We start from the raw sequence: 21,580 nt of genomic DNA, 5'->3' as shown, positions 1-21,580 counted from the left end.
CACCGCATCACACGGTGACTGTAGTGCTCTCAGGAGCCGCAGTCGGCAGGTCCGAACAGATGTTCGGCGCGGAACAGGCGGTTTGCGACCCCGAACCCGTAAGGTGGTCGGGTGTCGGCGCGGAAGAGTGAGCGGCTGCTCAATTTGGTGATCTGCCTGCTGGTCGCGCGCACGTACGTGACCAAGGAGCGGATCCGCGAGGTGGTCGAGGGATACGCCGGTCAGACCGACGACGCCTTCGAGAAGATGTTCGAGCGCGACAAGGACGAGCTGCGCGACCTCGGCATCCCGATCGAGATGGGCACCATCGACAAGTTCTTCTCCGACGACGTCGGGTACCGGATCCGGCGCGACGTGTTCGAGTTGCCCGAGGTCCACCTGGAGCCGGACGAGGCCGCAGTACTGGGGGTCGCCGCGCGGGTCTGGCAGCACGCCAGCCTGGCCGAGGCGACCACGTCGGCGGTGCTCAAGCTGAAGGCCGCCGGGATCCAGACCGACCAGTCCGCGCTGAGCGCGATCGAGCCGCACGTCGGCGCCTCCGAGCCGGCCTTCGACCCGCTGTGGTCGGCCGTGGTGAGCCGCTCCGTGGTCCGCTTCGAGCACCGCCGGACCGGGTACGCCGAGGCGACCATGCGCACCCTCGAACCGTGGGGCATCGTCTCCTGGCACGGCCGCTGGTACGTCGTCGGCCGCGATCGCGACCGCGAGGCGACCCGGATGTTCCGGCTGTCCCGGATCGGCGGCAACGTCCGTACGGTCGGCCAGCCGAACGCGTTCACGGTCCCCGAAGGCACCGACATCCGCTCCCTGGTCAGCGAGCTCGCGCCGCCGCGGCCGACCTCCGAGGCGAAGGTCCGGGCCCGGTCGGGGTCGTGTGTGAGCCTGCGCCGCCGGGCCAACGCGATCGAGCCGTACGAGGAGGGCTGGGACCTGCTGCACGTCCCGTACGCCGACTCCGGGGTGCTTGCCGAAGAGATCGCGTCGTACGGGCCGGATGCCGTGGTCGAGGGCCCGGGCGACGTACTGGACGGCGTACTGCGTCGTTTGCGGTCGATCGCGGGGGTGGCTCGGTGAGCAACGCGCGCGACCAGGTGCAGCGGTTGCTCGCGCTGGTGCCCTACCTGCGGGAGAACGACGGCGCGCGCGTCGACGACGTCGCGGCCGAGTTCGGGGTGCGGCCGAAGCAGATCATCGCGGACCTGAAGGTGCTGTGGTTCTGCGGCCTGCCCGGCGCGCAGATGGGCGATCTGATCGAGATCGACATCGACGCGGCCGAAGGCGAAGGCGTCATCCACCTCAACAACGCGGACTACCTGGCTCGCCCGTTGCGGCTCGCGGCCGACGAGGCGCTCGCTCTGCTGACGGCGTTGCGGACCCTGCGCGAGGTGACTGCTGGGCACGACCGGGACGCCGTCGACCGGGCGATCGCGAAACTGGAGGCTGCCGCGGGGGAGGGCGCCGCCGCTGTCGAGGGTGCCGCTGCTCATGTGCACGTCGAGCCCGCCGCGCCGGAGATCGCCGACACGGTCAACCGGGCGCTGGCTGAGCGGCGACGGCTGCACCTGACGTACGACGTACCGTCGCGCGACGAGACCACCGAGCGGGACGTGGACCCGATGCGGCTGGTGGTGTCCGAGGGGCGCAGCTATCTGGAAGCGTGGTGCCGGCTGGCGGAGGACGTCCGGCTGTTCCGCCTGGACCGGATCGCCGCGGCGAAGCTTCTCGAGCTGCCCAGCGAGCCGCCGCCCGAGGCGACGCCGCGGGACCTGTCCAACGGCATGTTCCAGCCGTCGGAGCGAGACCTGCTGGCCACGGTCAAGCTGGAGCCGCCGGCCCGCTGGGTCGCGGAGTACTACCCGATGGAGTCGGTCGAGGAAGGCCCCGGCAACTCCCTGGTGGTGAAGCTCCGAGTGGCCGACACCGCCTGGCTCCAACGCCTCATCCTCCGCTTGGGCGGCACCGCCATAGTCCTGGACCCTCCGGACCTTGGCGAACAAATAGCCTCCACAGCCCGCGAGGCCCTCTCCGCCTACGACGACCAGCTCTCCTGACCTCAGCGTTTGGAGAGTTCGGTTTCCAAGGGGGAGGGCCGTCGGCCGCGGGGGGCCACTCGGACTCCTGCGAGCCACTTGGTCCAGCGGTCTGCTTCGGTCTCGATGGCGTCGGCTGTCTCGGTGCCGACGTCCTCGAGTAGTTCGTAGCGGACCTCACCGTTCTCCGCTTGCCCCCAGCCGCCGACGATCCGCCCGTCGGCCCAGATCGACGGGCCGATGTTGCCGGTGGTGTCGAACATCCGGGCCTTGTGCTCGCCCAGATACCAGCCGCGCTCCTTCCAGCCCATCGGCGTGGGGTCCAGCGCGGGCAGGAGTGCCACCCACGGCTCCGGCTCGATTTCCGGCGCCTCGTCGCCCGGCAGCACGTAGCCGACCGTGCCGTCGAGATCCACCGCGACCGCCTCGACCGCCGTCAGCGCCTTCTTCGTCTGCCCGAGCGTCCACCCGGTCCACCACTGCAGGTCCGCAGAGGTCCCCGGCCCGAAGGTGGTCAGCCAGGCGCGCGCAAGCGTCGCCCGCGCCTCGTCGGCCGGCAGCTTGTCGCCCAGACCGCCAGGCAGCCAGCTCTCCACCGGCGACCACTGGTGCTGGCCGCTCAACCAGGTGCCGAGAGGCCGGCCGCGGACGATCCGGCCGTCTGCCGAGAGCTGGAACAGCACCCGGCTGGTGACATACGGCTGGGCGGCGTACGACTTGTCCGGCGCCATCATCAGCCGGCTCCGCAGGCGCGGCTCGTCGGCTGACAGCTCCTGAGCAGTCGCCGAACCCCTCAGCGCGAGCGCGGCCGCGGTCGATTCCTCCACGGACTGCAACCAGGTCGCGGACGCCTCGAGATCCGCCCCGATGCCCGCCTCGGTCAGATGCTTGACCAGCAGCTTGCGCTGCTTCTGCGCGATGTCGTCGGTGCACGCCGCCTGGATCACCGGCGCGAACGCCGTCGGTACGACGAACACCGTTCGCCGCATGCCCAGCATCCGGATCAGCGTGCGGTCGTCGTACAGGGCCCGTTCGGTGCCTTCGACCTCGCTGCCCGGCACCCGGGCGGCGATGGACAGGTGCACGGTCGCCGGGTCCGTCGAGTGCAGCACCACCAGCGAGGCGGCCGCCTCGACCGGATCCCCCGCATGACACGACGGCGCCAACCGATGCCGCCGCCCAAGCCTGGCCCGCCGTTCCCCGACCGAAATCCGTTCCACTGCACAGCCCCCTGAAGTCTCGTTGTCCCCTGTTCTTACCATCACGTTCCGACACCGTTGTCCACAGCGACGGACGCTGAAGCGGAGCCGTGACCATGAACCGGATAGGCTCTTGGGCATGTATTGGTTCCTCCTCTTCCTCGGCGTGGTAGCGGTGTGGCTTGTGGTCCTCGCCCTGCTCGCCCGGAGGCTGTGGGGCCAGACCAAGGCACTGACTCGTGAGTTGGTCGCCGCCCAGTCCAAGCTCGAGGTCGCGCAGTCGGAGGCCGGGTCCGGACAGACCGGCCGGCAGGCGCGGGCTCGGGCGTAGTATCGGCGCTCACGGTTATGAGCCACGAGTAGAAGTCGGTAAAGGGAGTTCGTCATGGTTCCGTTCATCGGAATGCCTCAGGGCGCGGAGTGGCTCGTCATCCTCGCGATCGTCGTGCTGCTGTTCGGGTCGGCCAAGCTGCCCCAGCTGGTCAAGCAGCTGGGCAAGTCGAAGAAGATCTGGGAAGAGGAAGTCGGCCCCGTCCGCAAGAAGGATGAGCTGACCGAGGGCACCCAGGCTCCGACCCAGCAGGTCAACCCGCAGGTGCAGGCACCGAGCCAGCAGGCGGTGCAGCAGCCGAACCAGGGGAACGGCCAGGCGCCGGGCGACGGTCTGCCGCCGACGCACACCGCCAACTGAGTCCCGCGCACCACCTGTGACGATGGTGAGGTTCGGGCGGAAGAAGGAACAGCGCCCGAAGGACGAAGAGGGTCGGATGACCCTGCGCGAACACATCGTCGAGCTGCGCAACCGCCTGCTCGTCTGTGTGCTCGCGATCGTGGTCGGGACGATCGTCGGCTGGATCTTCTACAACCAGGCCTTCGACTTCCTGACCAGGCCTTTCCTGACCAGCGTCGCGTCGCTGGCCAAGGAAGAGGGCAGCGAGAAGATCCCGCAGCTGACCTTCCCCGGCGTCGGCAACGCGCTGACCTTCCGGATCAAGATCTCCGCGCTGTTCGGCCTGATCCTGGCCGCTCCGGTCTGGCTGTACCAGTTGTGGGCGTTCATCGCGCCCGGCCTGCACCGCAGTGAGCGCAAGTGGGCGATGATCTTCTCCGCCATCGCCACGCCGCTGTTCGCCGGCGGCATCGTGGTGGCCTACTGGACGCTGCCGAAGGGCATCGAGATCCTGCTGGGCTTCACCCCGCTGGACATCCAGAACCTGGTCGAGCTGCCCGACTACCTGGACTTCGTCCTGCGCACCATGCTGGTGTTCGGTGTCGCGTTCCTGATCCCGCTGGTCGTCGTGCTGCTGAACATGCTGGGCGTCGTCCCGTCGGCGGTGCTGAGCAAGTTCCGGCCGTACATCGTGCTGGTGATCTTCGTCTTCGCCGCCGTCGCGACGCCGTCGGGTGACCCGTTCACGATGTGCCTGCTGGCGATCCCGATGTGTCTGCTCTTCTTCATCGCCGAGGTGATCACGCGCGTGCTGGACAAGCGAAAAGCCCGCAAGATCGAAGAACTGCTGGCCGACTGATGGGCCGCAAGATCGCGCTGGTGGTGAACCCCACCAGCGGCCGGGGTCTGGGCGCCCGGGTCGCTCCGGTGGTTCGCGCGGAGCTGGAGGCCGGCGGGCTGACCGTCGAGGAGTACACGACCACCTGCGCCGAGGACGTCGGCCGGATCTCGGCCGAGGTGATCGCCTCCGGCGCGGACGCGGTCGCGCTCGTCGGGGGTGACGGCACCATCCACCTCGGCGCTCAGGTGCTGGCGAACTCCGGCCTGCCGTTCGGGGTCATCCCGGCCGGCACCGGCAACGACTTCGCCCGCGGCATCGGCGTACCGCTGAAGAATCCGAAGGCCGCGGCCGCGCTGATCGTCGGCGGCCGGACCAGATTGGTCGATCTGGGCACGGCCAAGGACGAGTACATCACCACGGTCGTCGCCGGTGGCTTCGACTCGTTGGTGAACAAGCGCGCCAACGCGATGACGTGGCCCAAAGGCAACGCGCGCTACACCCTCGCCACGCTGGCCGAGCTGCGCACCTTCAAGCCGATCTCGTACGTCGTCACCGTCGACGGCGAGGTGATCGAGACCGACGCGATGCTGGTCGCGGTCGGCACCGGACCGACGTACGGCGGGGGACTGCAGATCTGCGCCGGCGCCGAGATCGACGACGGCCTGCTCGACGTGACGATCATCAAGCCGGTGTCGCGGCTGACCCTGCTGCAGATGTTCCCCAAGCTGTCCAAGGGCAGTCACGTCGGCCATCCGATGCTGCAGACCCTGCGCGGCCGGTCGGTCCGGCTCGAGTCGGCCGGCGTCACGGCGTACGCCGACGGCGAGATCCTCGGCCCGCTTCCGGTCGACATCGGCATCGCGCCCGGGGCCCTGACCGTCTACTGCTGACCGTCTTCTGCTGATCGTCACTGACTGAAATCGCCCGATCTCTGGTCGTCATCGGATTTGTCTGATAGTAAAGCTTCCTAACAGATGAACTCCCGACGCCCCTCGGAGGAGAGATCGTGCTCAATCGCCCCCACAGCCCGTCCCGCACTACAGGCCGCAGTACCGGCCGGAGGCTGGCCGGCCTCTTGGTCGGCCTGGCCGTCGCTGCCGCGCCGGCCACCGCCTATGCCTCGCCGTACCAACCGCGCGAGGAGGGTACGCCGTACCGGAGCTCGGTCCTGGCGCCGGCCGCGACCGGGCTGGACGATCCCGCGAAGAAGGAGATCGCGATGAAGATCGTCTCCAGCGCGGAGAACTCCTCGCTGGACTGGAAGGCGCAGTACAAGTACATCGAGGACATCGACGACGGCCGCGGCTACACGGCCGGCATCATCGGGTTCTGCTCGGGAACCGGCGACATGCTCGACCTGGTCGAGCTGTACAAGACGCGCAAGCCCGGCAACGTCCTGGAGAAGTACCTGCCCGCCCTGCGCCGGGTGAACGGCACCGACTCGCATGCGGGGCTCGATCCCAACTTCACCCGCGACTGGAAGGCCGCCGCGGGTGACAGCGCCTTCAAGACCGCCCAGAACGACGAGCGTGACCGGGTCTACTTCAACCCCGCAGTCAGCCGCGGCAAGTCGGACGGCATCGGCACGCTCGGCCAGTTCATGTACTACGACGCCATCGTGATGCACGGCGACGGTGGCGACGCGACCAGCTTCAGCAACATCCGCAAGCGCGCCCTCGCCAAGGCCAAGCCACCGGCCCAGGGCGGCAACGAGACCACCTGGCTCAACGCCTTCCTCGACGCCCGGGTCTGGGCGATGAAGCAGGAAGAGGCCCACAGCGACACCAGCCGCGTCGACACCGCCCAACGCGTCTTCCTCCGCAACGGCAACCTCAACCTCAACACCCCCCTGGCCTGGAAGGTCTACGGCGACTCCTTCCGCATCAACTGACCAAACCTCCGCACCCCGCACCCCCGGGGTGCGGAGGTCCGTCCGGGCGGGTGGGCGTGGGTTGGGGGGTGGCGTCGCATAGCCTGGGGGCATGAGTACTCCGTCCGAGAAGTATGCCGTTTTCCGCTCGGACCAGGAGCATCCTGCGGTGAAGGAGTTCCGGGAGCTCTACGACTTCCAGCTGGACGAGTTCCAGCTCAGGGCCTGTGCGGCGCTGGAGGACGGGCATCAGGTGCTGGTGGCGGCGCCGACCGGGTCCGGGAAGACGCTGGTCGGTGAGTTCGCCGTGCATCTCGCGTTGCAGCGGGGGCAGAAGTGTTTCTACACCACCCCGATCAAGGCGCTGAGCAACCAGAAGTACAGCGACCTGGTGCACCGCTACGGCAGTGAGAACGTCGGGCTGCTGACCGGTGACAACTCGATCAACTCCGAGGCCCCGATCGTCGTGATGACGACGGAGGTGCTGCGGAACATGCTGTACGCCGCCTCGAACACGCTGCTCGGCCTGTCCTACGTGGTGATGGACGAGGTGCACTACCTCGCCGACCGGGCCCGCGGCGCGGTCTGGGAGGAAGTGATCATCCACCTGCCGGACTCGGTCGCCGTGGTGTCGCTGTCGGCGACGGTCAGCAACGCCGAGGAGTTCGGCGACTGGCTGGAGACGGTCCGCGGCAACACCGTGGTGGTGCTGGAGGAGAAGCGGCCGGTGCCGCTGTTCCAGCACGTCATGGTCGGCAAGCGGCTGCACGATCTGTTCGCGGGTGAGGCGCCCACCGCGCGCGCCGGGGGCGTAGCGCAGTACGGGCCGCAGAGCCCGGCCAAGAAGTCCGGTAACCCGGCGAAGGCCAATGGGGCGCCCGATCTGAAGGACATGGTCAACCCGCAGCTGGTCAAGATCGCGCGGGACGACAGCCGGATCTTCCGGGACGACTCGCGCAAGCCGCGCCGTCGCCGGGACCTGCCGAAGAGCCGGCCGGCCCGGTCGCACTTCACGCCGTTCCGGTCCGACGTGGTCGAGGAGCTGGACGCCGGTGCGCTGCTGCCGGCGATCTACTTCATCTTCTCCCGCAAGGGCTGCGAGGATGCGATGCTGCAGTGCCTGCGGTCGGGCTTGCGGCTGACCAAGCCGAGCGAGCGCGACGAGATCAAGCGCGTGCTGGCCGAGCGCACCTCGGACCTGCCGGACGAGGACCTCGGCGTGCTCGGGTACCACGACTTCGCCGAGGCGCTCAGCCGCGGCATCGCGGCGCACCACGCGGGCATGCTGGCGTCCTTCAAGGAGGTCGTCGAGGAACTGTTCGCGCGCGGCCTGATCAAGGTCGTCTTCGCCACCGAGACGCTTGCCCTCGGCATCAACATGCCGGCCCGCACGGTGGTGCTGGAGAAGCTGAGCAAGTGGAACGGCGAGGCGCACGTCGACATCACGCCGGGGGAGTACACCCAGCTGACCGGCCGGGCCGGCCGCCGCGGCATCGACGTCGAGGGGCACGCGGTCGTGCTCTGGCAGCCCGGCTTCGACCCGCGCGCCGTGGCCGGCCTCGCCTCCACCCGTACCTACCCGCTCCGCTCGTCGTTCTCCCCGTCATACAACATGGCGGTGAACCTGGTCCGGCAGGTGGGCCGGTCAAGGGCGCGGGACATGCTGGAGCTGTCGTTCGCGCAGTTCCAGTCCGACCAGGCCGTGGTCGGGCTGGCCCGCCAGGTGCAGCGCAACACCGAGGCACTGGAGGGGTACAAGGAGTCCATCGACTGCCACCTCGGCGACTTCCTCGAGTACGCCGCGCTGCGCCGCCGGATCGGCGACCGCGAGTCGTCGGGCTCCAAACGGCGCAAGCTGGACCGCCGGGTCGAGGCGCAGGAGTCGCTGGAGAAGCTGCGGATCGGCGACATCATCCGGATCCCGGCCGGCCGGAGCGCCGGCTGGGCGCTGGTGCTCGATGCCGGCGTCAGGTCCGAGCGCGAGGGCCCGCGGCCAACCGTTTTGACGCTGGACCGGCAGGTGCGCAAGCTGTCGATGATCGACTTCCCGACCCCGGTCGAGGCGATCAGCACCCTGCGAGTGCCGAAGAAGTTCAACCCGCGCAACCCGCAGCAACGCCGCGAACTTGCCCACGTACTGCGTGGTCGCACCGACATGATCGGTGAGGACGGCCCGCCGTCGTCCCGCAGCCGCAGCGGCGATGTCGTCACGCACGCGGACGACCCCGAGCTGCAGCAGATGCGGGCCGAGTTGCGCGCGCACCCGTGCCACGGCTGCTCGGATCGCGAGGACCACGCCCGTTGGGCCGAGCGGTACTTCCGGCTGGACCGGGAGAACCGCGATGTGCAGCGCAAGATCGAGCAGCGGACGAACACGATCGCCCGCCAGTTCGACCGGGTCTGTCAGGTGCTCGACGCGCTGCACTACCTGGACGGCGACAAGACCACCGAGGCCGGCGACCGGTTGTCGCGGATCTACACCGAGCTCGACCTGGTCGCGGCGGAGTGCCTGCGGCAAGGCGTGTTCGACGACCTCGACGTACCGGAGCTGGCGGCCTGTCTGGCCGCGCTGGTCTACGAGTCGCGGTCGAAGGACGAGCCGACCTCACCCCGGTTGCCGCGCGGTGAGGTGCGCAACGCGCTGGAGCGAATGGGTTCGATCTGGCGGGACCTGTCCACGCTCGAGCGGGACATGCGGGTCGACTTCCTCCGTCCGATGGACCTCGGCTTCTGCTGGGCCGCGTTCCGGTGGTCGTCGGGTGCCTCGCTTGCCGAGGTCCTGTACGAGTCCGACCTGGCCGCCGGTGACTTCGTCCGTTGGGTGAAGCAACTGATCGACCTCACCGAGCAGGTCGCCGACGCGGCCGGCCCGACGCCGTTGCGCTCGACCGCCCGTCAGGTGACCGACCAGATCCGCCGCGGCGTGATCGCCTACGCCTCGGTGGTCGACGAGCCGTAACCGGACCGCCCCGACTGCATCGCTGAGGCTCTGAACCACCTCGGCTGCACCGTTGACCCTGTAGAACAAGCACTGTCAATCCGCCTACCCCTGTGAGGATTTCTTCCCCGTGGATCTGTCACGCCGTGATCTGGGCAAGCTTGCCGTCGCCACCGGAGCCGCCGCCGCCGGTGGCATCGCGATCGCCCGCTCCGCCGACGCCGCCCCGACCTGGAAAGCGACCGGGACGGCGGTGCCGGCGCTGGCCGGCTTCGACGCCCAGATGAAAACGTTCATGCAAGCCCGCGGCATCACCGCCGGACAGCTCGCGGTGACCTACAAGGGCCGGCTGGTGCTGGCCCGCGGTTACAGCACGGAGAGCACGCTGGCCGTGCAGCCGACCTCGCTGTTCCGGATCGCGAGCCTGTCGAAGTCGTTCACCTCCGCCGCAATCCTGAAGCTGGTGCAGGACGGCAAGCTGACCATGACGACGCCGGTGACCTCGATCCTCGGCATCACCCCGGCCACCGGCCTGACCCGCGATCCGCGCTGGTCGTCGATCACGATGTGGCGGCTGTTGCAGCACCTCGGCGGCTGGGACCGCGACGTCTCCGGCGACCCGAACTTCAAGGACGCCACCATCTCCCGGACGCTCGGCGTACCGCTGGAGCTGCGGCACGCCGACGTGATCAAGTACATGGCCGGGCAGAAGCTCGACTTCGCGCCGGGCAGCAAGGCCGCGTACTCCAACTTCGGCTACCTGCTGGCAGGCCGGGTGATCGAGAAGGTCAGCGGCATGAGCTACGCCGCCTACGTGCAGCAGAAGCTGCTGACGCCGTTGCGGATCAAGCGGATGGCGCTGGGCTGGTCCGTCGCCAAGCACACCGGCGAGATGCCGTACTCCTCGCAGTACACGGGCCGGACCGTGCTGGACGGCTCGGGCGCGACCGTCGCCGCGCCGTACGGGACCTACAGCATGCGCATCCAGGACGCCAACGGCGGCTGGATCGCGAGTGCGCCCGACCTGGTTCGCTGGGCCAAGATGTTCGATGCGCCGTCGACCGTGCTGAACGCGACCTCGCTGAGCCGGGTCTGGGCGAAGCCCGAGGTCGGCATCAGCAACGGCTGGTACTACGGCCTCGGCTGGCAGGTGCGCCCGACGACCCAGGGTGGCACCGGGCGCAACACCTGGCACACCGGCAGCCTGCCGGGAAGCTTCTCGCTGCTCGTCCGGACCTACAACGGGATGAGCTGGGCCGCGCTGTTCAACCGTCGCGACGACGCGAGCGGCAAGTCGTACGGCGACATCGACGCGGCGATGTGGACCGCGGCCAACGGCGTCCGGACCTGGCCGACCAACGACCTCTTCCCGCAGTACTTCCCCGCCTGACCGATCGCAGTCCGCGCTACTGCCACGTTGCGGTGTCGGGATCGATGCCGTGGGCAACCGCGTGGGCGTCGATGAGCTGCCGGAACCAGGTGGCGAGGCCGGGCCGGATGCTGTCGTAGTGGGCGGCGAACTCCGGGTCGGCCTCGAACCTGCGGCCGAGGCAGACCTGCATCTGCCGGGTGATGGGGAAGTACGAGGAGAAGATCTCGCGGTGCAGCTCGACGAGCTGATCCGCTTCCGGGCTGCCCGGGGTGACACCGGCGTCCATCGCCTTCGCGAGATCGCCGTCGAGACCGGCCACCAAGTCGGCGATGGCCTGCCACTCCTCGGGGCTGCGCGAAGCTGAGCGTTCGGCGTACTGGCGCCATTGGGTCGTGTCTCCGTAGCGCCGGCGGGCTTCGGACGGCCAGTCCGGGTTCCACTGTGGGCCCAGGATCGCGGCTTGCTGCTCGGCGGTGAGCAGCAGGCCGCGTTCGTGGGCATCGATCATCCGGTCCAGTCCGGCGCTGAGTTGCTGGAGGCGGTCGATCCGTTCGGCGATCTGGCTGCGCTGCGCACGCAACGCGGCGGGCACGTCCTCGGCCGAGTCGTCCAGGACGGCCCGGATCCTGTCCAGGCCGAGACCGAGCTCGCGATAGACCACGATGCGGTGCAGGCGCTCCAGGTCGGCGGCGGTGTAGAGCCGGTACCCCGCGGGTGTGCGCAGCGACGGCCGGGCGAGACCGATCTCGTCCCAGTGATGCAGCGCGCGGACGGTCACGCCCACGCGCGTCGAGACCTGACCGACTGTCAGGCCATCGGTGTCGGCGACATCAGGCATGCGTCCCATTGTCGCCGCCACCGGCACCCGGCGCGGGGATCCCCATCGCCGCGATGTTCCGGGCCTCTTCGCTGGCAGGATCGAAGACCTTCGCCGCGGTCATGATGATCCGTGCGTTCTCCGGGGTGATCACCTCCACGTCGACGGTGTTCCAGGGCGTGTCGCGGGGACCGTCGACCGAGTCCGGCCGCAGGGTGCGACAGGCCTCGGCCAGCGGCTCGATCTGGCTGAGCACGCACGCGAAGCTGAAGCTCATCGCCGGTGCCTGCTCGGGAACGCTGTCCGCCGCGACGAGCAGGACGTCCTGGAAGGCCCAGCGGCGCAGGTGGGTCAGCCGGCCGGGGACGCTGAACAGGTCGATGAACCCGAGCCCCCGAACCCAGAAGTCCACCGACGCCGCCAGATCGGCGGTGGGGATCGTGGCGAAGGCGGGCATGCCGTAGATGCCCCGGTACGGCTCCGGCGGGACCGCATCCGGGCCAGGAACGGGTACGGGGCTCATCTCGAAAGCGTCGTAGTAGTCACTCATGCCCCCGACCCTCCAGCCTCACGCTACGTGAGGGTCAAGCTCGATCAGAACAGCAGCGCCCTGAACTGCGGATCGGTGGTGCTGTCCTCGCCGGCCATCGAGGTCAGCACAGCCCGTACTGCGTCGATCGCCGCGTCACCGTGGGTCTTGCGGAGTCTGCGTTCGTAGGCCTGGTGAAAGCGCCGGGCCGCGGCGAGCGCGGCCTGGCCGCGCTCCGACAGGTGGATCAGCCGGGCGCGCCCGTCGGTCGGGTCGGGGTGGCGCTCGACATAGCCGCGGCGTTCCATGTCGTCGACGATCTGCGCCGCGCCCTGCTTGCTGATGTCCAGCCGCTGCGCGAGCGTGCTGATCGTCGCCGGCGCCCGGCCGAGCGTCCGCAGGACGAAGCCGTCGCTGCGGCCCTGGTCGTCGAAGCCCTGCGCCGCGGTCACCGCGCGGAGCTCGCGGACGAACTCCTGTTCGGCGAGCAACAGCAGGATGCCGAAATCGGGCTTGCCATTCGTCGTCATGTGCTCCATGATAGACAAGTCAACTTGAACAAGCCAGCTTGTCTAATATGTGAGGGGAATACAGATGCCGATCGTTCGTGCAGCAGAGGCGCCGCAGTTCGACCTTCAGGGCGCGCAGTTCACCGTGCTGGCTTCGCCGAGCCTGGGCTCCGAGGGGCTGTGCACCTGGCGGCTGCGTCTGGCCGCGGGCCCCCGCGACGACGCGCCGCACACGTTGGACCGCGACGAGGTGTTCATGGTCCTGTCCGGCACCGTGCAGATCACCCCGGGCGGCGAGAAGCTCAGCGCCGGCGATGCGGCTGTAGTGCCGGCGGGAGAGCCGATCCAGGTTCGCAACCTCGGTGACGACGACGCTGAGATCCACGTCGCCATCACTGCAGGCTTCACCGGCACCATGGCCGACGGCACCAAGGTGCAGCCGCCCTGGTCCAAGTAGTCGGCTAGCAGCGGCGGATGGGGGCGCTGTAGGTGGTGTTGCTCGGGGTGGCGACGTAGTAGTCGGTGACCCAGCTGCCATCGGTCAGCCTGTCCCAGACCGCCGTAGTACCGACTGTCGAGCCGGCTCGTTGGCACGTGACCCACGCCAGCGAGCCGGACGGCAGAAGTCCTGGGTACCTGCTGTACGCCGAACCGGGGCCGCTTCGCCTGGCCAGGTTGTCGATCGTTGTCTGGTACGGGTAGCTGCAGCCCGGGATCGGCGGGCTGTAACCAGTCTTGTTGGGCGTGCGGACGTAGTAGTCGATGACGTAGGTGCCGTTGATCAGCTTGTTCCAGACCGAGCTGGTGCCGATCTTCGGGCCGTAGGTCTGGCACACGATGCGGACGCTGCTGTTCTGGGCGATCGTCGCCCGGATCGGATAGGCGGTCGACGGGCCGCTGTAGGCGTAGATGGTGGTTCTGACCGTGTACGTGTACCAAACGGACGCGACCGGCGCGTCGAAGCGGTCGTTGTCGATGTTGAGCGTGACGCCGCCGTACGTCTCCGTGTGGTCACCCCGGTACTGCTTCGCCCGCTGGCCGACGGACCAGTAGCGGTCGGAGATCAGCGGCCAGCCTGTCAGTGCGGAGTTGAGGTCCCAGCGGGCGATCCACAGCGCGTCCGGGCGGGCGTAGGAGGTCGAGTTGTAAACCTCTGCCAGGTGGCGAGCGCCGGAGTCCTGGTGGGCGTACACCGCGGAGAGGTAGCCGCGGCGGTGGAGTTCCTTCGTCCAGGACGACAGGTACCGCAGTACTGTCGCCCGGCAGGTCGCATCGGCTGCGTTGTAGTGCTCCATGTCGCCGTAGATCGCACTACCCGGCAGCAGCCCGATCGCTGCGGCCTTGGCGACGGCATCCGCCGCCTGACTCGTCCCCTGCGTTGCAGCGGAGGGCGCAGTCATCTTCACCGCGTTGACGCGGGTCGTGCAGGGCGCCTGATAGCCCATGTAGATAGGGATCAGCCGCCAGCCCATCCGGGTCACAGTGCTCACCCAGCTGGCCGTCAGCTGCGGCTGGGCGCAACCACGGTTCACCCCGCCGAAGTAGATCCCTATTGCCTTGTACGGCGACGACGTCCACGCCGACATCTGCGCGACCGTCGGCGCAGTACAGGTGTCGAACGCCAGGCCGGTGTATCTGGTGGCGGTAGCACTCGCCGGATAGTTCACCGTCGTGGCCGGCTCAGCTGCTGCCGGCACGACCACCATCCCCAGCGTCAGACCGCCACACACCAACCCCACAAGCAACCGCAAACGCCCCATGGTGACCCCTTAGACATCTGCAGTAGACGCCTCCGGCGAGCGTCCCGCAATGCCTAGCGGAGCAGCGATGCAGCACCGATACGGTTCTGGCGGTCCTTGACTACGACGCGCAGTTCGAGCTTGCCGCTGGGTAGCTTCGCGAAGACCCGGTACGGCGGTGCGTCGTCGGTTCCGAGCACGGTCCACTTCTGCTGCGCCTGGACGCGCAGTGCGAAGGTCGCCTGGGCGTAGGAGACATCTGGGACCGTCGAGACGAGTTCCGTGCGGCCGTCCTGGGTGGTGTTGGTGCCCAGCGCGAGAGTTGGCTCAGGAGCAGCCGGGTCGGCCGGCAGTGCGCTACGGCTGCGGTAGACCGCCGCGCTCAACGGCGGCACGGTGAGCTTGACCGTGCCCTCTGCACTCGTCACCTGCGTGACCCCTGCCGTCTGCAGCGCAGGACGGATCCGCTCGTACTGCGTACCCGACGCCCCCACCGGCACATCGACAGTCTTCGCCGAGGTGGACGAGTTGGCGACCACGAGGAACTCGCGACCCGTCGTACGGTCGATCCGGCTGTAGGCGAGCAGGTCGCCGGAGGCGAGGCGCAGTACCTGGTTGCCGCGCTTCCACATGGGGTCCGAGGCGGTGAAGCCGGCCAGTGAGCGTAGTTGGCGGTAGAGCGGATGCGTGGGGTCGAAGTTGTCGTCCGCGGGAGTCTTGGCCGTGCCGACCTGGTCCTGCGTCTTGTGGTCGGCGACCTGCGTCGGGAACATGTCCTGCCGGGTCTCGGCATCGCCGCCGGTCCCGATGAAGCCCTGCTCGTCGCCGTAGTAGATGACCGGGTTGCCACGCCAGAGGAAGAGCAGTTCGTTGCCGAGCTTGACCCTGGCCAGCAACTCCTGCTCGCTGATGTCTGGATGGTCCTGCTTCAGCATCATCGCCAGCCGGCCCATGTCGTGGTTGCCGAGGAAGGTGGTCAGCGAGTACGCGTTCGAGTCGGCGTCGGTGTAGAGGTCGTCGGACTGGAGCACCTGGCCGAGCAGCGACGAGCCCTTGCCGGAGACGAAGTCGCGGGCCGCGCCCTGGAACGGGAAGTCCAGCACCGACTGCATCTTCGCCGCAGTGCTGTAGTGCGAGGTCAGCTCGGGATCACCGCTGTAGACCTCGCCGAAGATGAAGAAGTCCTTCTTGCCGCGGGCGATGGCATGAGCCCGGACCGCGGGCGCGAACGCCTGCCAGAACTCGTCGTTCACGTGCTTGGCGGTGTCCACCCGATAGCCGTCGATGTTCATCTCGTTGATCCAGGACGAGTAGATCTGCTGCATGCCGGCGACGACCCGCGGGTGCTCGGTCATCAGGTCGTCCAGGCCGAAGAAGTCGCCGTACAGCAACTGCTCGCCTTCGTAGACGGTCGCGTCGCCACGGTTGTGGTAGAGCGTCGGATCGTTCAGCCACGCGGGCCTCTTCAGCTTCGCGACTTCGGGGGTCGCCAGGATCGGCTTGTAGGGAAAGGATTTGTCGACAGGGAGCTTCGGGAAGTCCGGCCGCCCGGCCATCGCGCGGAGGTCGAAAGGCTTGCCGTCGGCATCCTTGTAAGGGGCCTCCTGCAACGACCTGTACGGATGCTCACCCGCGAAGGTGATCACGTCCGCGGTGTACTGCGCGGTGATGTCGAAGAACACCTTGATGCCGTTGGCGTGCGCCTTGTCGACCAGCGCCCGCATCTCCCGCGCCGTCCCGAAGTGCGGGTCGAAGCTGGTGAAGTCGGTGATCGCGTAACCGTGGTACGCCGCGAACGCGCCGGCCGGGCCGAGATCGACGACCCAGCGGTTGCGGAACGGCGGGTTCACCCAGAGCGCCTTGACGCCGAGCCCGGCCAGATAGTCCACCTTCGACGACAATCCGGCCAGGTCGCCCCCGTGGAAGAACTGCTTGTCCGTCGGGTCGAACCCGTTCTCCAGCCGCGTCCCCGCGGTCAGCCCACCGCGGTCGTTGCGCGGATCACCGTTGGCGTACCGGTCGATCATCGTCATGTAGAACGGCACGCCGGTCAGGTCCGAGCGCAGCGAGTCCCGCGCCAATGCGGCATCACCGGGATCGGCAGCGGTCGCAGTGCTGGCCAGACCGAGAAGGAGGGTGCTTGCAGTCAGCAACGATGCGGCTACGGAGCGCTTCACCCGGGCAGGCTATCTCCTGGCGGGACCAGGCCAAGAGATAGCCTGCACCGGACCCCACTGGAGGAGCGGATGCCGACCGTCCTGGCTGGCCTGGCCCGGCTCGATCCCGAGCGAATCCGGCATGTCGCCTCACCGCTGATCGAGCTCGGCTGCGCCCTGCACGTCCTCGCCGAACCGCGCCACCACGGCCGCACCGAGTGGGCCGACCAAGTCAAAACAGCCATGCCCGCCGTACTGCGAACCGACCTCGCCACCTGGGCCTGGACGGTCCGGGCGGTCCGGGCACGGTTCTTCGCCACCAGCCCTGCGACGGGCCTGCCGTCATTCCCCGATGAACTCGCAGTACTGCGCTCCCGCCCGCCGGCAGACCTGGCCGCCGAGCTGGTCCGGCCGTTGCGTGGCCAGCCGTTGGGCAGCCGGAGTACCGACCTGGTCGCAGTACGGCGCTGGGCGTTGAGCCGGGGGAGGCCGGTGGCCGAGCTGGTGGAGGCGCTGCTGACCTCGCCGGCCGAGCCGGTCGCGCAATTCCTGGACTTCCTTGAAGCGTGCTGGAGGGGCTGGTTCGGCGAGATCTGGGAGTCGTCACGGGATCAGCTGGCCGCGCGGGGCCGGCAGGATCGCGATCTCGCGGTGCGGGGCGGATTGAGCGTGATGCTGCCGGGGCTGGACGGCTCGATCGAGGTCAGGGACGCCGACAGCATCGTCGTTCAGAAGGTCCAGAACAAGCGGATCGATCTGGCTGAGCGCTCGCTGCTGCTGGTGCCCAGCAACTTCATCGCTCCGCACCTCTTCCTCGGCGAGGTCCCGGGCGAACCCTTGACCGTGATCTATCCCGTCGGCGGCCGCGGGTCCGCAGTACCGACGGCTCAGGTGATTCGCCATCGGCTCGAGGCGCTCGCGGTCGCCGACCGGCTGCAGGTCTGCCGGGCGGTCGCCAGCGAGCCGCGGACGGCGGGGGAGATCGCTGCTCTGTGGAATCTCAACGCGACGCAGGTCACCCGGCATCTCAGGGCTTTGACCAGAGTTGGACTGGTGACGGCCGAGCGGCATGGCCGATTCGTGGCCTACCGGCTCGACGAGCAGGCGGTCCGCAACCTCGGCACAGATCTGCTCGACCTCGTGATGCGCTGACGACTTCCGTCAATCCAATCGCCACCCGCGGGTCCGGGCGGTTGACTGACGGCCATGACTTCTTCCCTTCCGCCGGAAGTCCGCCGGCTGGTCGCGGCGACCCTGGTCAACACCTTCGGCAACGGCGTCTACGCGGCGGTGGGCGCGCTGTACCTGACCCGAGTGGCGGGGCTGTCCGTCGGTCACGTCGGCATCGGCCTGACGGTCGCGGGCCTCGTCGGCCTGATCGTCAGTACTCCGCTCGGTGTGGTCGCCGACCGCCTCGGCCCGAACCGCGCGTACGTCGCGTTCCTGCTGCTCCAGGCCGTCACCATGACCGCCCTGACCCAGGTGCGTTCCTTCCCCCTGTACATCGCCGTCGCGGCGGTGACCGCGATCGCGGACTCCGGTCAGCGGGGTGCAAAGGGCGCGCTGATCGCCGGGCTGGTGCCGTCCGACCAACGCGTCCGGACCCGGGCGATCCTGCGGGTGACGACGAACATCGGGATGGGCGTCGGGATGGGTCTGGCCGGGATCGTGCTCGCCGTCGACCGGCCGGTGGTCTACGTGATCGCGCTGCTCGCCAACGCGGCGACGTACCTGGTCACGGCCGGGTTGGTCGGTTGGGGGATGCCGAGGATCGCGCGAGTGCTGGCTACGAGCGGTCCGTCGGGGTTCACCGCGCTGAAGGACCGGCCGTTCCTGGTGTTCGTCGCGCTCGACGGCCTGCTCAGCATGCACAACTCGATGGCCCAGATCGCCATCCCGCTGTGGGTGGCGACCGCGACCGACGCGCCCACCTGGCTCATCTCGGTGCTGCTGGTGACCAACTCGGTGGCGGTGATCCTGCTGCAGATCAGAGTTGCCCGCGGCACCGAAACCCTGGTCGGTGCCGCGCGGGCCGGTCGTCGAGCAGGCCTTCTGCTCGCAGTGGCGTGCGGGGTGCTGGCGCTGACCGACGTGACGTCGGGCGCGGTGACGATCGCCTTGCTGCTGGTCGCCGCGCTGGTGCACGTGCTGGGGGAGATGCTGCAGTCGGCGGGCGGCTGGGGGATCAGCTTCGAGTTGGCGCCTGCCGGTGCGCAGGGGCAGTACCAGGGCGCCTACGCGATGGGGCACCAGGTCGGCGACCTGATCGCGCCGTTCGTCCTGACCGTCGTCGCGGTCAGCTGGGGCTGGCCGGGATGGTTGCTCACGGCCACTATCTTCCTGCTCGCCGGAGCGTTCATTCCGGTTGTGGTTCGGAGGAGCTCAGGCGGCGAGCCGCTGGAGGAGATCGCGCAGCTGGCGAGCAGCGGCGAAGCCGGCGCGGTTGCCGCCAATCGTGCTGGCTGACGGTCCATAGCCGACCAGATGGACTCGCGGCTCGAGGACCGTATGGGTGCCGTCCATCCGGATGCCACCGGACCGTTCGCGGAGCTGGAGGGGAGCGAGATGACCGTGGTCGGCCCGGAAGCCGGTGGCCCACAGGATGGCGTCGACGTGTTGCTTGCGCCCGTCCGCCCACTCGACGCCGTCGGGAGTGATCCGTTCGAACATCGGCAACCGGTTGTAGACGCCTTTCCGGTACGCCGCCTGCTCCTGCTCGCGCAACTGCAGGCCGGTGACTGCTACTACGCTCTTGGGTGGTAGCCCTGCCCGGACCCGCTCCTCGACCTTGGCGATGATCTGCCGCCCGATCTCCGGCCCGAACTCCTCACCCGGCGCGCGCCACTCCGGCGGCCTGCGGGTCACCCACGTGGTGTCGGCGTACTCGGAGATCTCGGCGAGCAACTGTACTGCGGATGCGCCGCCGCCGACCACGAGCACGTGTTGGCCGGTGAACTCCTCAGCGCCGTTGTAGTCGGCTGTGTGCAGTTGCCGGCCCTTGAACGTCTCGATGCCCGGATACCAGGGAATGAACGGACGATTCCAGGTGCCGGTCGCGTTGACGATCGCCTCGGCCTGGTAGGTGTCGTGATCAGTCCTCAGCTCGAAGACCTCGCCATCGCGGCGCACGCTCTCCACGATCACGGGCCGGACAACCGGCAGGTCGAAACGCGTCTCGTAGTCCGCGAAGTACCGGGGGACGAAGGCGTTGGCCCGCTCGTCCGCGGCACTTTCCGGTACGGCGACTCCTGGCAGGTTGGCGATGCCGTGCACGTCGTGCATGGTGAGCGAGTCCCACCGGTGCTGCCACGCGCCACCGGGTGCCGGGTTGCGATCGAGCACCACGACACCGTCGTACCGGTCGAATCCCATCCTGACCAGGTGATACGCGGCCGAGAGCCCGGCTGGCCGGCTCCGATCACCGCTACCCGCGTCGTCTTCACACCGGGTGCAACGTCTGCACCCGGTGTGACTCTTCCCAGTTACTCCCAGCTGTTGTCGATCCGCTTGTGGTAGCGCTGACCCGCCTTGCCGCCGATCACCGCGGCCAGCAGGCTGACCACCACGACCGCGCCGGCCAGGATCAGGCCGCCGCTGGTCAGCGTCTCCTCCGCGATCGGAACGGACGGCAGGTCCACCCGGTCGAGGACGTCGTACTGCGAACCGGCGAGCGCGCCGATGCCGGCCACCACGAGCGTGACGACCAGGCCGATGGCCCAGACGCCGAACCCCTGGCGAGCACCGTCGAACCGGGCCAGCCGGCCGGCGACGTACCCGCCGTTGTAGTAGGCGATCGCCATCATCAGGATCAGCACGACGCCGGAGACGACGCCGATGGTGCCGGCGTTGTCCTCGGCCGTCGAGCGGTCGAGGGTGATCGCGTAGTCGACCGCGGCGGCGATCGCACCGACCACTCCGGTCAGCAGGACCGTCAGACCGACGGCGATCAGCCAGCCGAAGAACGCGGCGCCGGCCTTGAAGCCGCGGAACGCCGGATCGACCTCGGCCGCCGTGGAGGTCTTGATGTCAGCCCGGTGGGTCGGCTGAGTCCGCTCGACCACCGGCTCTTCGTGGGTGTAGTCGTGCTCTTCTCTGTACTGCGCGTCTTCTCTGTACTGCGCGGGCGTGGTCTGGGTGTCAGGCTCGTCCCGATACTGCTGAACCATGTCGCTGTCTCCTCATCATCGACAGCCCCGTGTTTCCCCGTCCCAGGTACCCGCGGGTATGCCTCTCAGTCGAGCAGACTGTCGATTTTCTCGTGGTACCGCTGCCCGGTCCTGCCGCCGAGCAGCGAAGCGAGCAGAGGCAGCATCAGCAGCGCGGCGGCCGTGATGAGTCCGCCGGTCAGCAGGGAGTCGTTGGTCAGCGGTACGTCGGGGCGGTCGACCCGGCCGGTCAGGTCGTAGTGGCTGTTCAGGAATGCCCCGACGGATGACGTCAGCACGAGCAGCAGGAAGGTGATCATCCAGACGCCGAAGCCCTGCCGCATGCCGTCGAACCGGGCCAGCCGGCCGGCGACGTACCCGCCGGTGTAGAAGGCGAGGCTGAGCATCAGGACGAAGGCGGCCGCGGCAGCGACGGCCGCAGCACCGGCCTGCCGCTCCGCATCGTCTCTGGTGTAGTCCAGAACGTAGGTGGTGCCGGCGGTGGCTCCGGTGATCAGAGCGCTGAGCAGGACGACCATCGAGCCCATGATCATCCAGCCGAAGAAGGCAGCACCGAACTTGAAGCCGCGGTAGGACAGCCGTTCGGGTTCGATCGGCAGCAGCGGGGTGTCGGGGACCACCGTGACGTTGCTCATCGCCCGGTGGGCCGCTGCGCGCGCCTCCTGGTAGCGCTGGGTCGAATCGACCTCAGGCTCGGTCAAGGTGCCGGTACCGCCATTGCGCTGTTCCACTGCCATTTCCCCT

21 protein-coding genes are annotated in these 21,580 nt (G+C 68.5%); 12 read left to right on the top strand and 9 right to left on the bottom strand.

Going from position 1 to position 21,580, the window contains the following annotated elements:
• Positions 1–111 precede the first annotated feature (111 nt).
• A complete protein-coding gene (locus AB0F51_RS33575; protein ID WP_360286408.1) occupies positions 112–1,074 on the top strand; it encodes a WYL domain-containing protein in 963 nt (320 codons plus the stop codon).
• Positions 1,071–2,051: a WYL domain-containing protein gene (locus AB0F51_RS33570; protein WP_360286405.1), complete on the top strand. Its 981-nt coding sequence runs from the start codon at positions 1,071–1,073 to the stop codon at positions 2,049–2,051. The genes AB0F51_RS33575 and AB0F51_RS33570 overlap by 4 nt, the downstream gene beginning before the upstream one ends.
• Positions 2,052–2,053: 2 nt before the next feature.
• Here AB0F51_RS33570 and AB0F51_RS33565 read toward each other — a convergent pair whose 3' ends face one another.
• Positions 2,054–3,250, bottom strand: coding sequence for a winged helix DNA-binding domain-containing protein (locus AB0F51_RS33565; protein WP_360286402.1), 1,197 nt, complete (start codon positions 3,248–3,250; stop codon positions 2,054–2,056).
• A gap of 118 nt (positions 3,251–3,368) precedes the next feature.
• Between AB0F51_RS33565 and AB0F51_RS33560 the strand changes: the two genes are divergently transcribed.
• The 7 genes from AB0F51_RS33560 (at position 3,369) to AB0F51_RS33530 (ending at position 10,938) form a co-directional block, all read left to right on the top strand.
• Positions 3,369–3,560, top strand: coding sequence for a hypothetical protein (locus AB0F51_RS33560; RefSeq protein ID WP_360286399.1), 192 nt, complete (start codon positions 3,369–3,371; stop codon positions 3,558–3,560).
• Between the two features lie 54 nt (positions 3,561–3,614).
• The gene (locus AB0F51_RS33555; RefSeq protein ID WP_360286397.1) at positions 3,615–3,920 is read left to right on the top strand and encodes a twin-arginine translocase TatA/TatE family subunit; all 306 of its coding nucleotides are present in this window, start codon (positions 3,615–3,617) and stop codon (positions 3,918–3,920) included.
• Between the two features lie 76 nt (positions 3,921–3,996).
• On the top strand, positions 3,997–4,758 hold the full coding sequence (gene tatC / locus AB0F51_RS33550; protein ID WP_360286394.1) for a twin-arginine translocase subunit TatC: 762 nt from the start codon (positions 3,997–3,999) through the stop codon (positions 4,756–4,758).
• Complete coding sequence (locus tag AB0F51_RS33545) at positions 4,758–5,630, top strand: YegS/Rv2252/BmrU family lipid kinase (RefSeq protein ID WP_360286391.1); 873 nt, start codon at positions 4,758–4,760, stop codon at positions 5,628–5,630. Before tatC ends, AB0F51_RS33545 begins: the two co-directional genes overlap by 1 nt.
• Positions 5,631–5,746: 116 nt before the next feature.
• Positions 5,747–6,631 (top strand): chitosanase, encoded by an 885-nt coding sequence (locus tag AB0F51_RS33540; RefSeq protein WP_360286388.1) that lies wholly within the window; start codon positions 5,747–5,749, stop codon positions 6,629–6,631.
• Between the two features lie 91 nt (positions 6,632–6,722).
• Complete coding sequence (locus AB0F51_RS33535) at positions 6,723–9,569, top strand: DEAD/DEAH box helicase (RefSeq protein WP_360286385.1); 2,847 nt, start codon at positions 6,723–6,725, stop codon at positions 9,567–9,569.
• Positions 9,570–9,678: 109 nt separating this feature from the next.
• A complete protein-coding gene (locus tag AB0F51_RS33530; protein ID WP_360286382.1) occupies positions 9,679–10,938 on the top strand; it encodes a serine hydrolase domain-containing protein in 1,260 nt (419 codons plus the stop codon).
• Between the two features lie 16 nt (positions 10,939–10,954).
• Here AB0F51_RS33530 and AB0F51_RS33525 read toward each other — a convergent pair whose 3' ends face one another.
• The 3 genes from AB0F51_RS33525 to AB0F51_RS33515 are packed head-to-tail and all read right to left on the bottom strand — an operon-like array spanning position 10,955 to position 12,796.
• Positions 10,955–11,758 (bottom strand): MerR family transcriptional regulator, encoded by an 804-nt coding sequence (locus AB0F51_RS33525; RefSeq protein WP_360286379.1) that lies wholly within the window; start codon positions 11,756–11,758, stop codon positions 10,955–10,957.
• The gene (locus tag AB0F51_RS33520) at positions 11,751–12,287 is read right to left on the bottom strand and encodes a VOC family protein (protein ID WP_360286376.1); all 537 of its coding nucleotides are present in this window, start codon (positions 12,285–12,287) and stop codon (positions 11,751–11,753) included. The genes AB0F51_RS33525 and AB0F51_RS33520 overlap by 8 nt, the downstream gene beginning before the upstream one ends.
• 44 nt (positions 12,288–12,331) lie before the next feature.
• Positions 12,332–12,796 carry a MarR family transcriptional regulator gene (locus AB0F51_RS33515; protein ID WP_360286374.1) on the bottom strand — a complete coding sequence of 155 codons (465 nt, stop codon included), beginning with the start codon at positions 12,794–12,796 and terminating at the stop codon, positions 12,332–12,334.
• Positions 12,797–12,860: 64 nt separating this feature from the next.
• On the opposite strand from AB0F51_RS33515, the gene AB0F51_RS33510 reads away from it, so the two are divergent.
• Positions 12,861–13,232, top strand: coding sequence for a cupin domain-containing protein (locus AB0F51_RS33510; protein ID WP_360286371.1), 372 nt, complete (start codon positions 12,861–12,863; stop codon positions 13,230–13,232).
• A 4-nt stretch (positions 13,233–13,236) separates the two neighbouring features.
• On the opposite strand, the gene AB0F51_RS33505 is transcribed toward AB0F51_RS33510, so the two are convergent.
• Both AB0F51_RS33505 and AB0F51_RS33500 read right to left on the bottom strand, forming a co-directional pair.
• The gene (locus AB0F51_RS33505; RefSeq protein WP_360286369.1) at positions 13,237–14,535 is read right to left on the bottom strand and encodes a glycoside hydrolase domain-containing protein; all 1,299 of its coding nucleotides are present in this window, start codon (positions 14,533–14,535) and stop codon (positions 13,237–13,239) included.
• Between the two features lie 53 nt (positions 14,536–14,588).
• Positions 14,589–16,691 carry an alpha-amylase family glycosyl hydrolase gene (locus tag AB0F51_RS33500; RefSeq protein WP_360286367.1) on the bottom strand — a complete coding sequence of 701 codons (2,103 nt, stop codon included), beginning with the start codon at positions 16,689–16,691 and terminating at the stop codon, positions 14,589–14,591.
• A gap of 69 nt (positions 16,692–16,760) precedes the next feature.
• Between AB0F51_RS33500 and AB0F51_RS33495 the strand changes: the two genes are divergently transcribed.
• Together AB0F51_RS33495 and AB0F51_RS33490 are read left to right on the top strand one after the other, a co-directional pair.
• Positions 16,761–17,822: a DUF5937 family protein gene (locus AB0F51_RS33495; RefSeq protein WP_360286366.1), complete on the top strand. Its 1,062-nt coding sequence runs from the start codon at positions 16,761–16,763 to the stop codon at positions 17,820–17,822.
• A 54-nt stretch (positions 17,823–17,876) separates the two neighbouring features.
• A complete protein-coding gene (locus tag AB0F51_RS33490) occupies positions 17,877–19,136 on the top strand; it encodes an MFS transporter (protein WP_360286364.1) in 1,260 nt (419 codons plus the stop codon).
• Here the strand turns inward: AB0F51_RS33490 and AB0F51_RS33485 are convergent.
• The 3 genes from AB0F51_RS33485 to AB0F51_RS33475 form a co-directional block, all read right to left on the bottom strand.
• Complete coding sequence (locus AB0F51_RS33485; RefSeq protein ID WP_360286362.1) at positions 19,053–20,042, bottom strand: NAD(P)-binding domain-containing protein; 990 nt, start codon at positions 20,040–20,042, stop codon at positions 19,053–19,055. The two genes, AB0F51_RS33490 and AB0F51_RS33485, sit on opposite strands and share 84 nt — an antisense overlap.
• A gap of 110 nt (positions 20,043–20,152) precedes the next feature.
• Complete coding sequence (locus tag AB0F51_RS33480; protein ID WP_360286360.1) at positions 20,153–20,836, bottom strand: hypothetical protein; 684 nt, start codon at positions 20,834–20,836, stop codon at positions 20,153–20,155.
• 65 nt (positions 20,837–20,901) lie between these two features.
• Positions 20,902–21,573 carry a hypothetical protein gene (locus AB0F51_RS33475; protein WP_360286357.1) on the bottom strand — a complete coding sequence of 224 codons (672 nt, stop codon included), beginning with the start codon at positions 21,571–21,573 and terminating at the stop codon, positions 20,902–20,904.
• Positions 21,574–21,580 lie beyond the last annotated feature (7 nt).

It is taken from the genome of Kribbella sp. NPDC023855 (genome assembly GCF_040639475.1).
Classification (GTDB): Bacteria; Actinomycetota; Actinomycetes; order Propionibacteriales; family Kribbellaceae; genus Kribbella.
The sequence above is the reverse complement of the archived record's forward strand: the minus strand, read 5'-3'. Positions and strand labels throughout refer to the sequence as shown.

Excerpts from the sequence above, each read along its gene's own strand:
- tatC (WP_360286394.1), top strand. The coding sequence starts at position 3,997 with ATGACCCTGCGCGAACACATCGTCGAGCTGCGCAACCGCCTGCTCGTC.
- AB0F51_RS33485 (WP_360286362.1), bottom strand. The coding sequence starts at position 20,042 with ATGGGATTCGACCGGTACGACGGTGTCGTGGTGCTCGATCGCAACCCG.
- AB0F51_RS33555 (WP_360286397.1), top strand. The coding sequence starts at position 3,615 with ATGGTTCCGTTCATCGGAATGCCTCAGGGCGCGGAGTGGCTCGTCATC.
- AB0F51_RS33545 (WP_360286391.1), top strand. The coding sequence starts at position 4,758 with ATGGGCCGCAAGATCGCGCTGGTGGTGAACCCCACCAGCGGCCGGGGT.
- AB0F51_RS33480 (WP_360286360.1), bottom strand. The coding sequence starts at position 20,836 with ATGGTTCAGCAGTATCGGGACGAGCCTGACACCCAGACCACGCCCGCG.
- AB0F51_RS33475 (WP_360286357.1), bottom strand. The coding sequence starts at position 21,573 with ATGGCAGTGGAACAGCGCAATGGCGGTACCGGCACCTTGACCGAGCCT.
- AB0F51_RS33515 (WP_360286374.1), bottom strand. The coding sequence starts at position 12,796 with ATGACGACGAATGGCAAGCCCGATTTCGGCATCCTGCTGTTGCTCGCC.
- AB0F51_RS33505 (WP_360286369.1), bottom strand. The coding sequence starts at position 14,535 with ATGGGGCGTTTGCGGTTGCTTGTGGGGTTGGTGTGTGGCGGTCTGACG.
- AB0F51_RS33525 (WP_360286379.1), bottom strand. The coding sequence starts at position 11,758 with ATGCCTGATGTCGCCGACACCGATGGCCTGACAGTCGGTCAGGTCTCG.
- AB0F51_RS33490 (WP_360286364.1), top strand. The coding sequence starts at position 17,877 with ATGACTTCTTCCCTTCCGCCGGAAGTCCGCCGGCTGGTCGCGGCGACC.
- AB0F51_RS33535 (WP_360286385.1), top strand. The coding sequence starts at position 6,723 with ATGAGTACTCCGTCCGAGAAGTATGCCGTTTTCCGCTCGGACCAGGAG.
- AB0F51_RS33510 (WP_360286371.1), top strand. The coding sequence starts at position 12,861 with ATGCCGATCGTTCGTGCAGCAGAGGCGCCGCAGTTCGACCTTCAGGGC.
- AB0F51_RS33495 (WP_360286366.1), top strand. The coding sequence starts at position 16,761 with ATGCCGACCGTCCTGGCTGGCCTGGCCCGGCTCGATCCCGAGCGAATC.
- AB0F51_RS33520 (WP_360286376.1), bottom strand. The coding sequence starts at position 12,287 with ATGAGTGACTACTACGACGCTTTCGAGATGAGCCCCGTACCCGTTCCT.
- AB0F51_RS33560 (WP_360286399.1), top strand. The coding sequence starts at position 3,369 with ATGTATTGGTTCCTCCTCTTCCTCGGCGTGGTAGCGGTGTGGCTTGTG.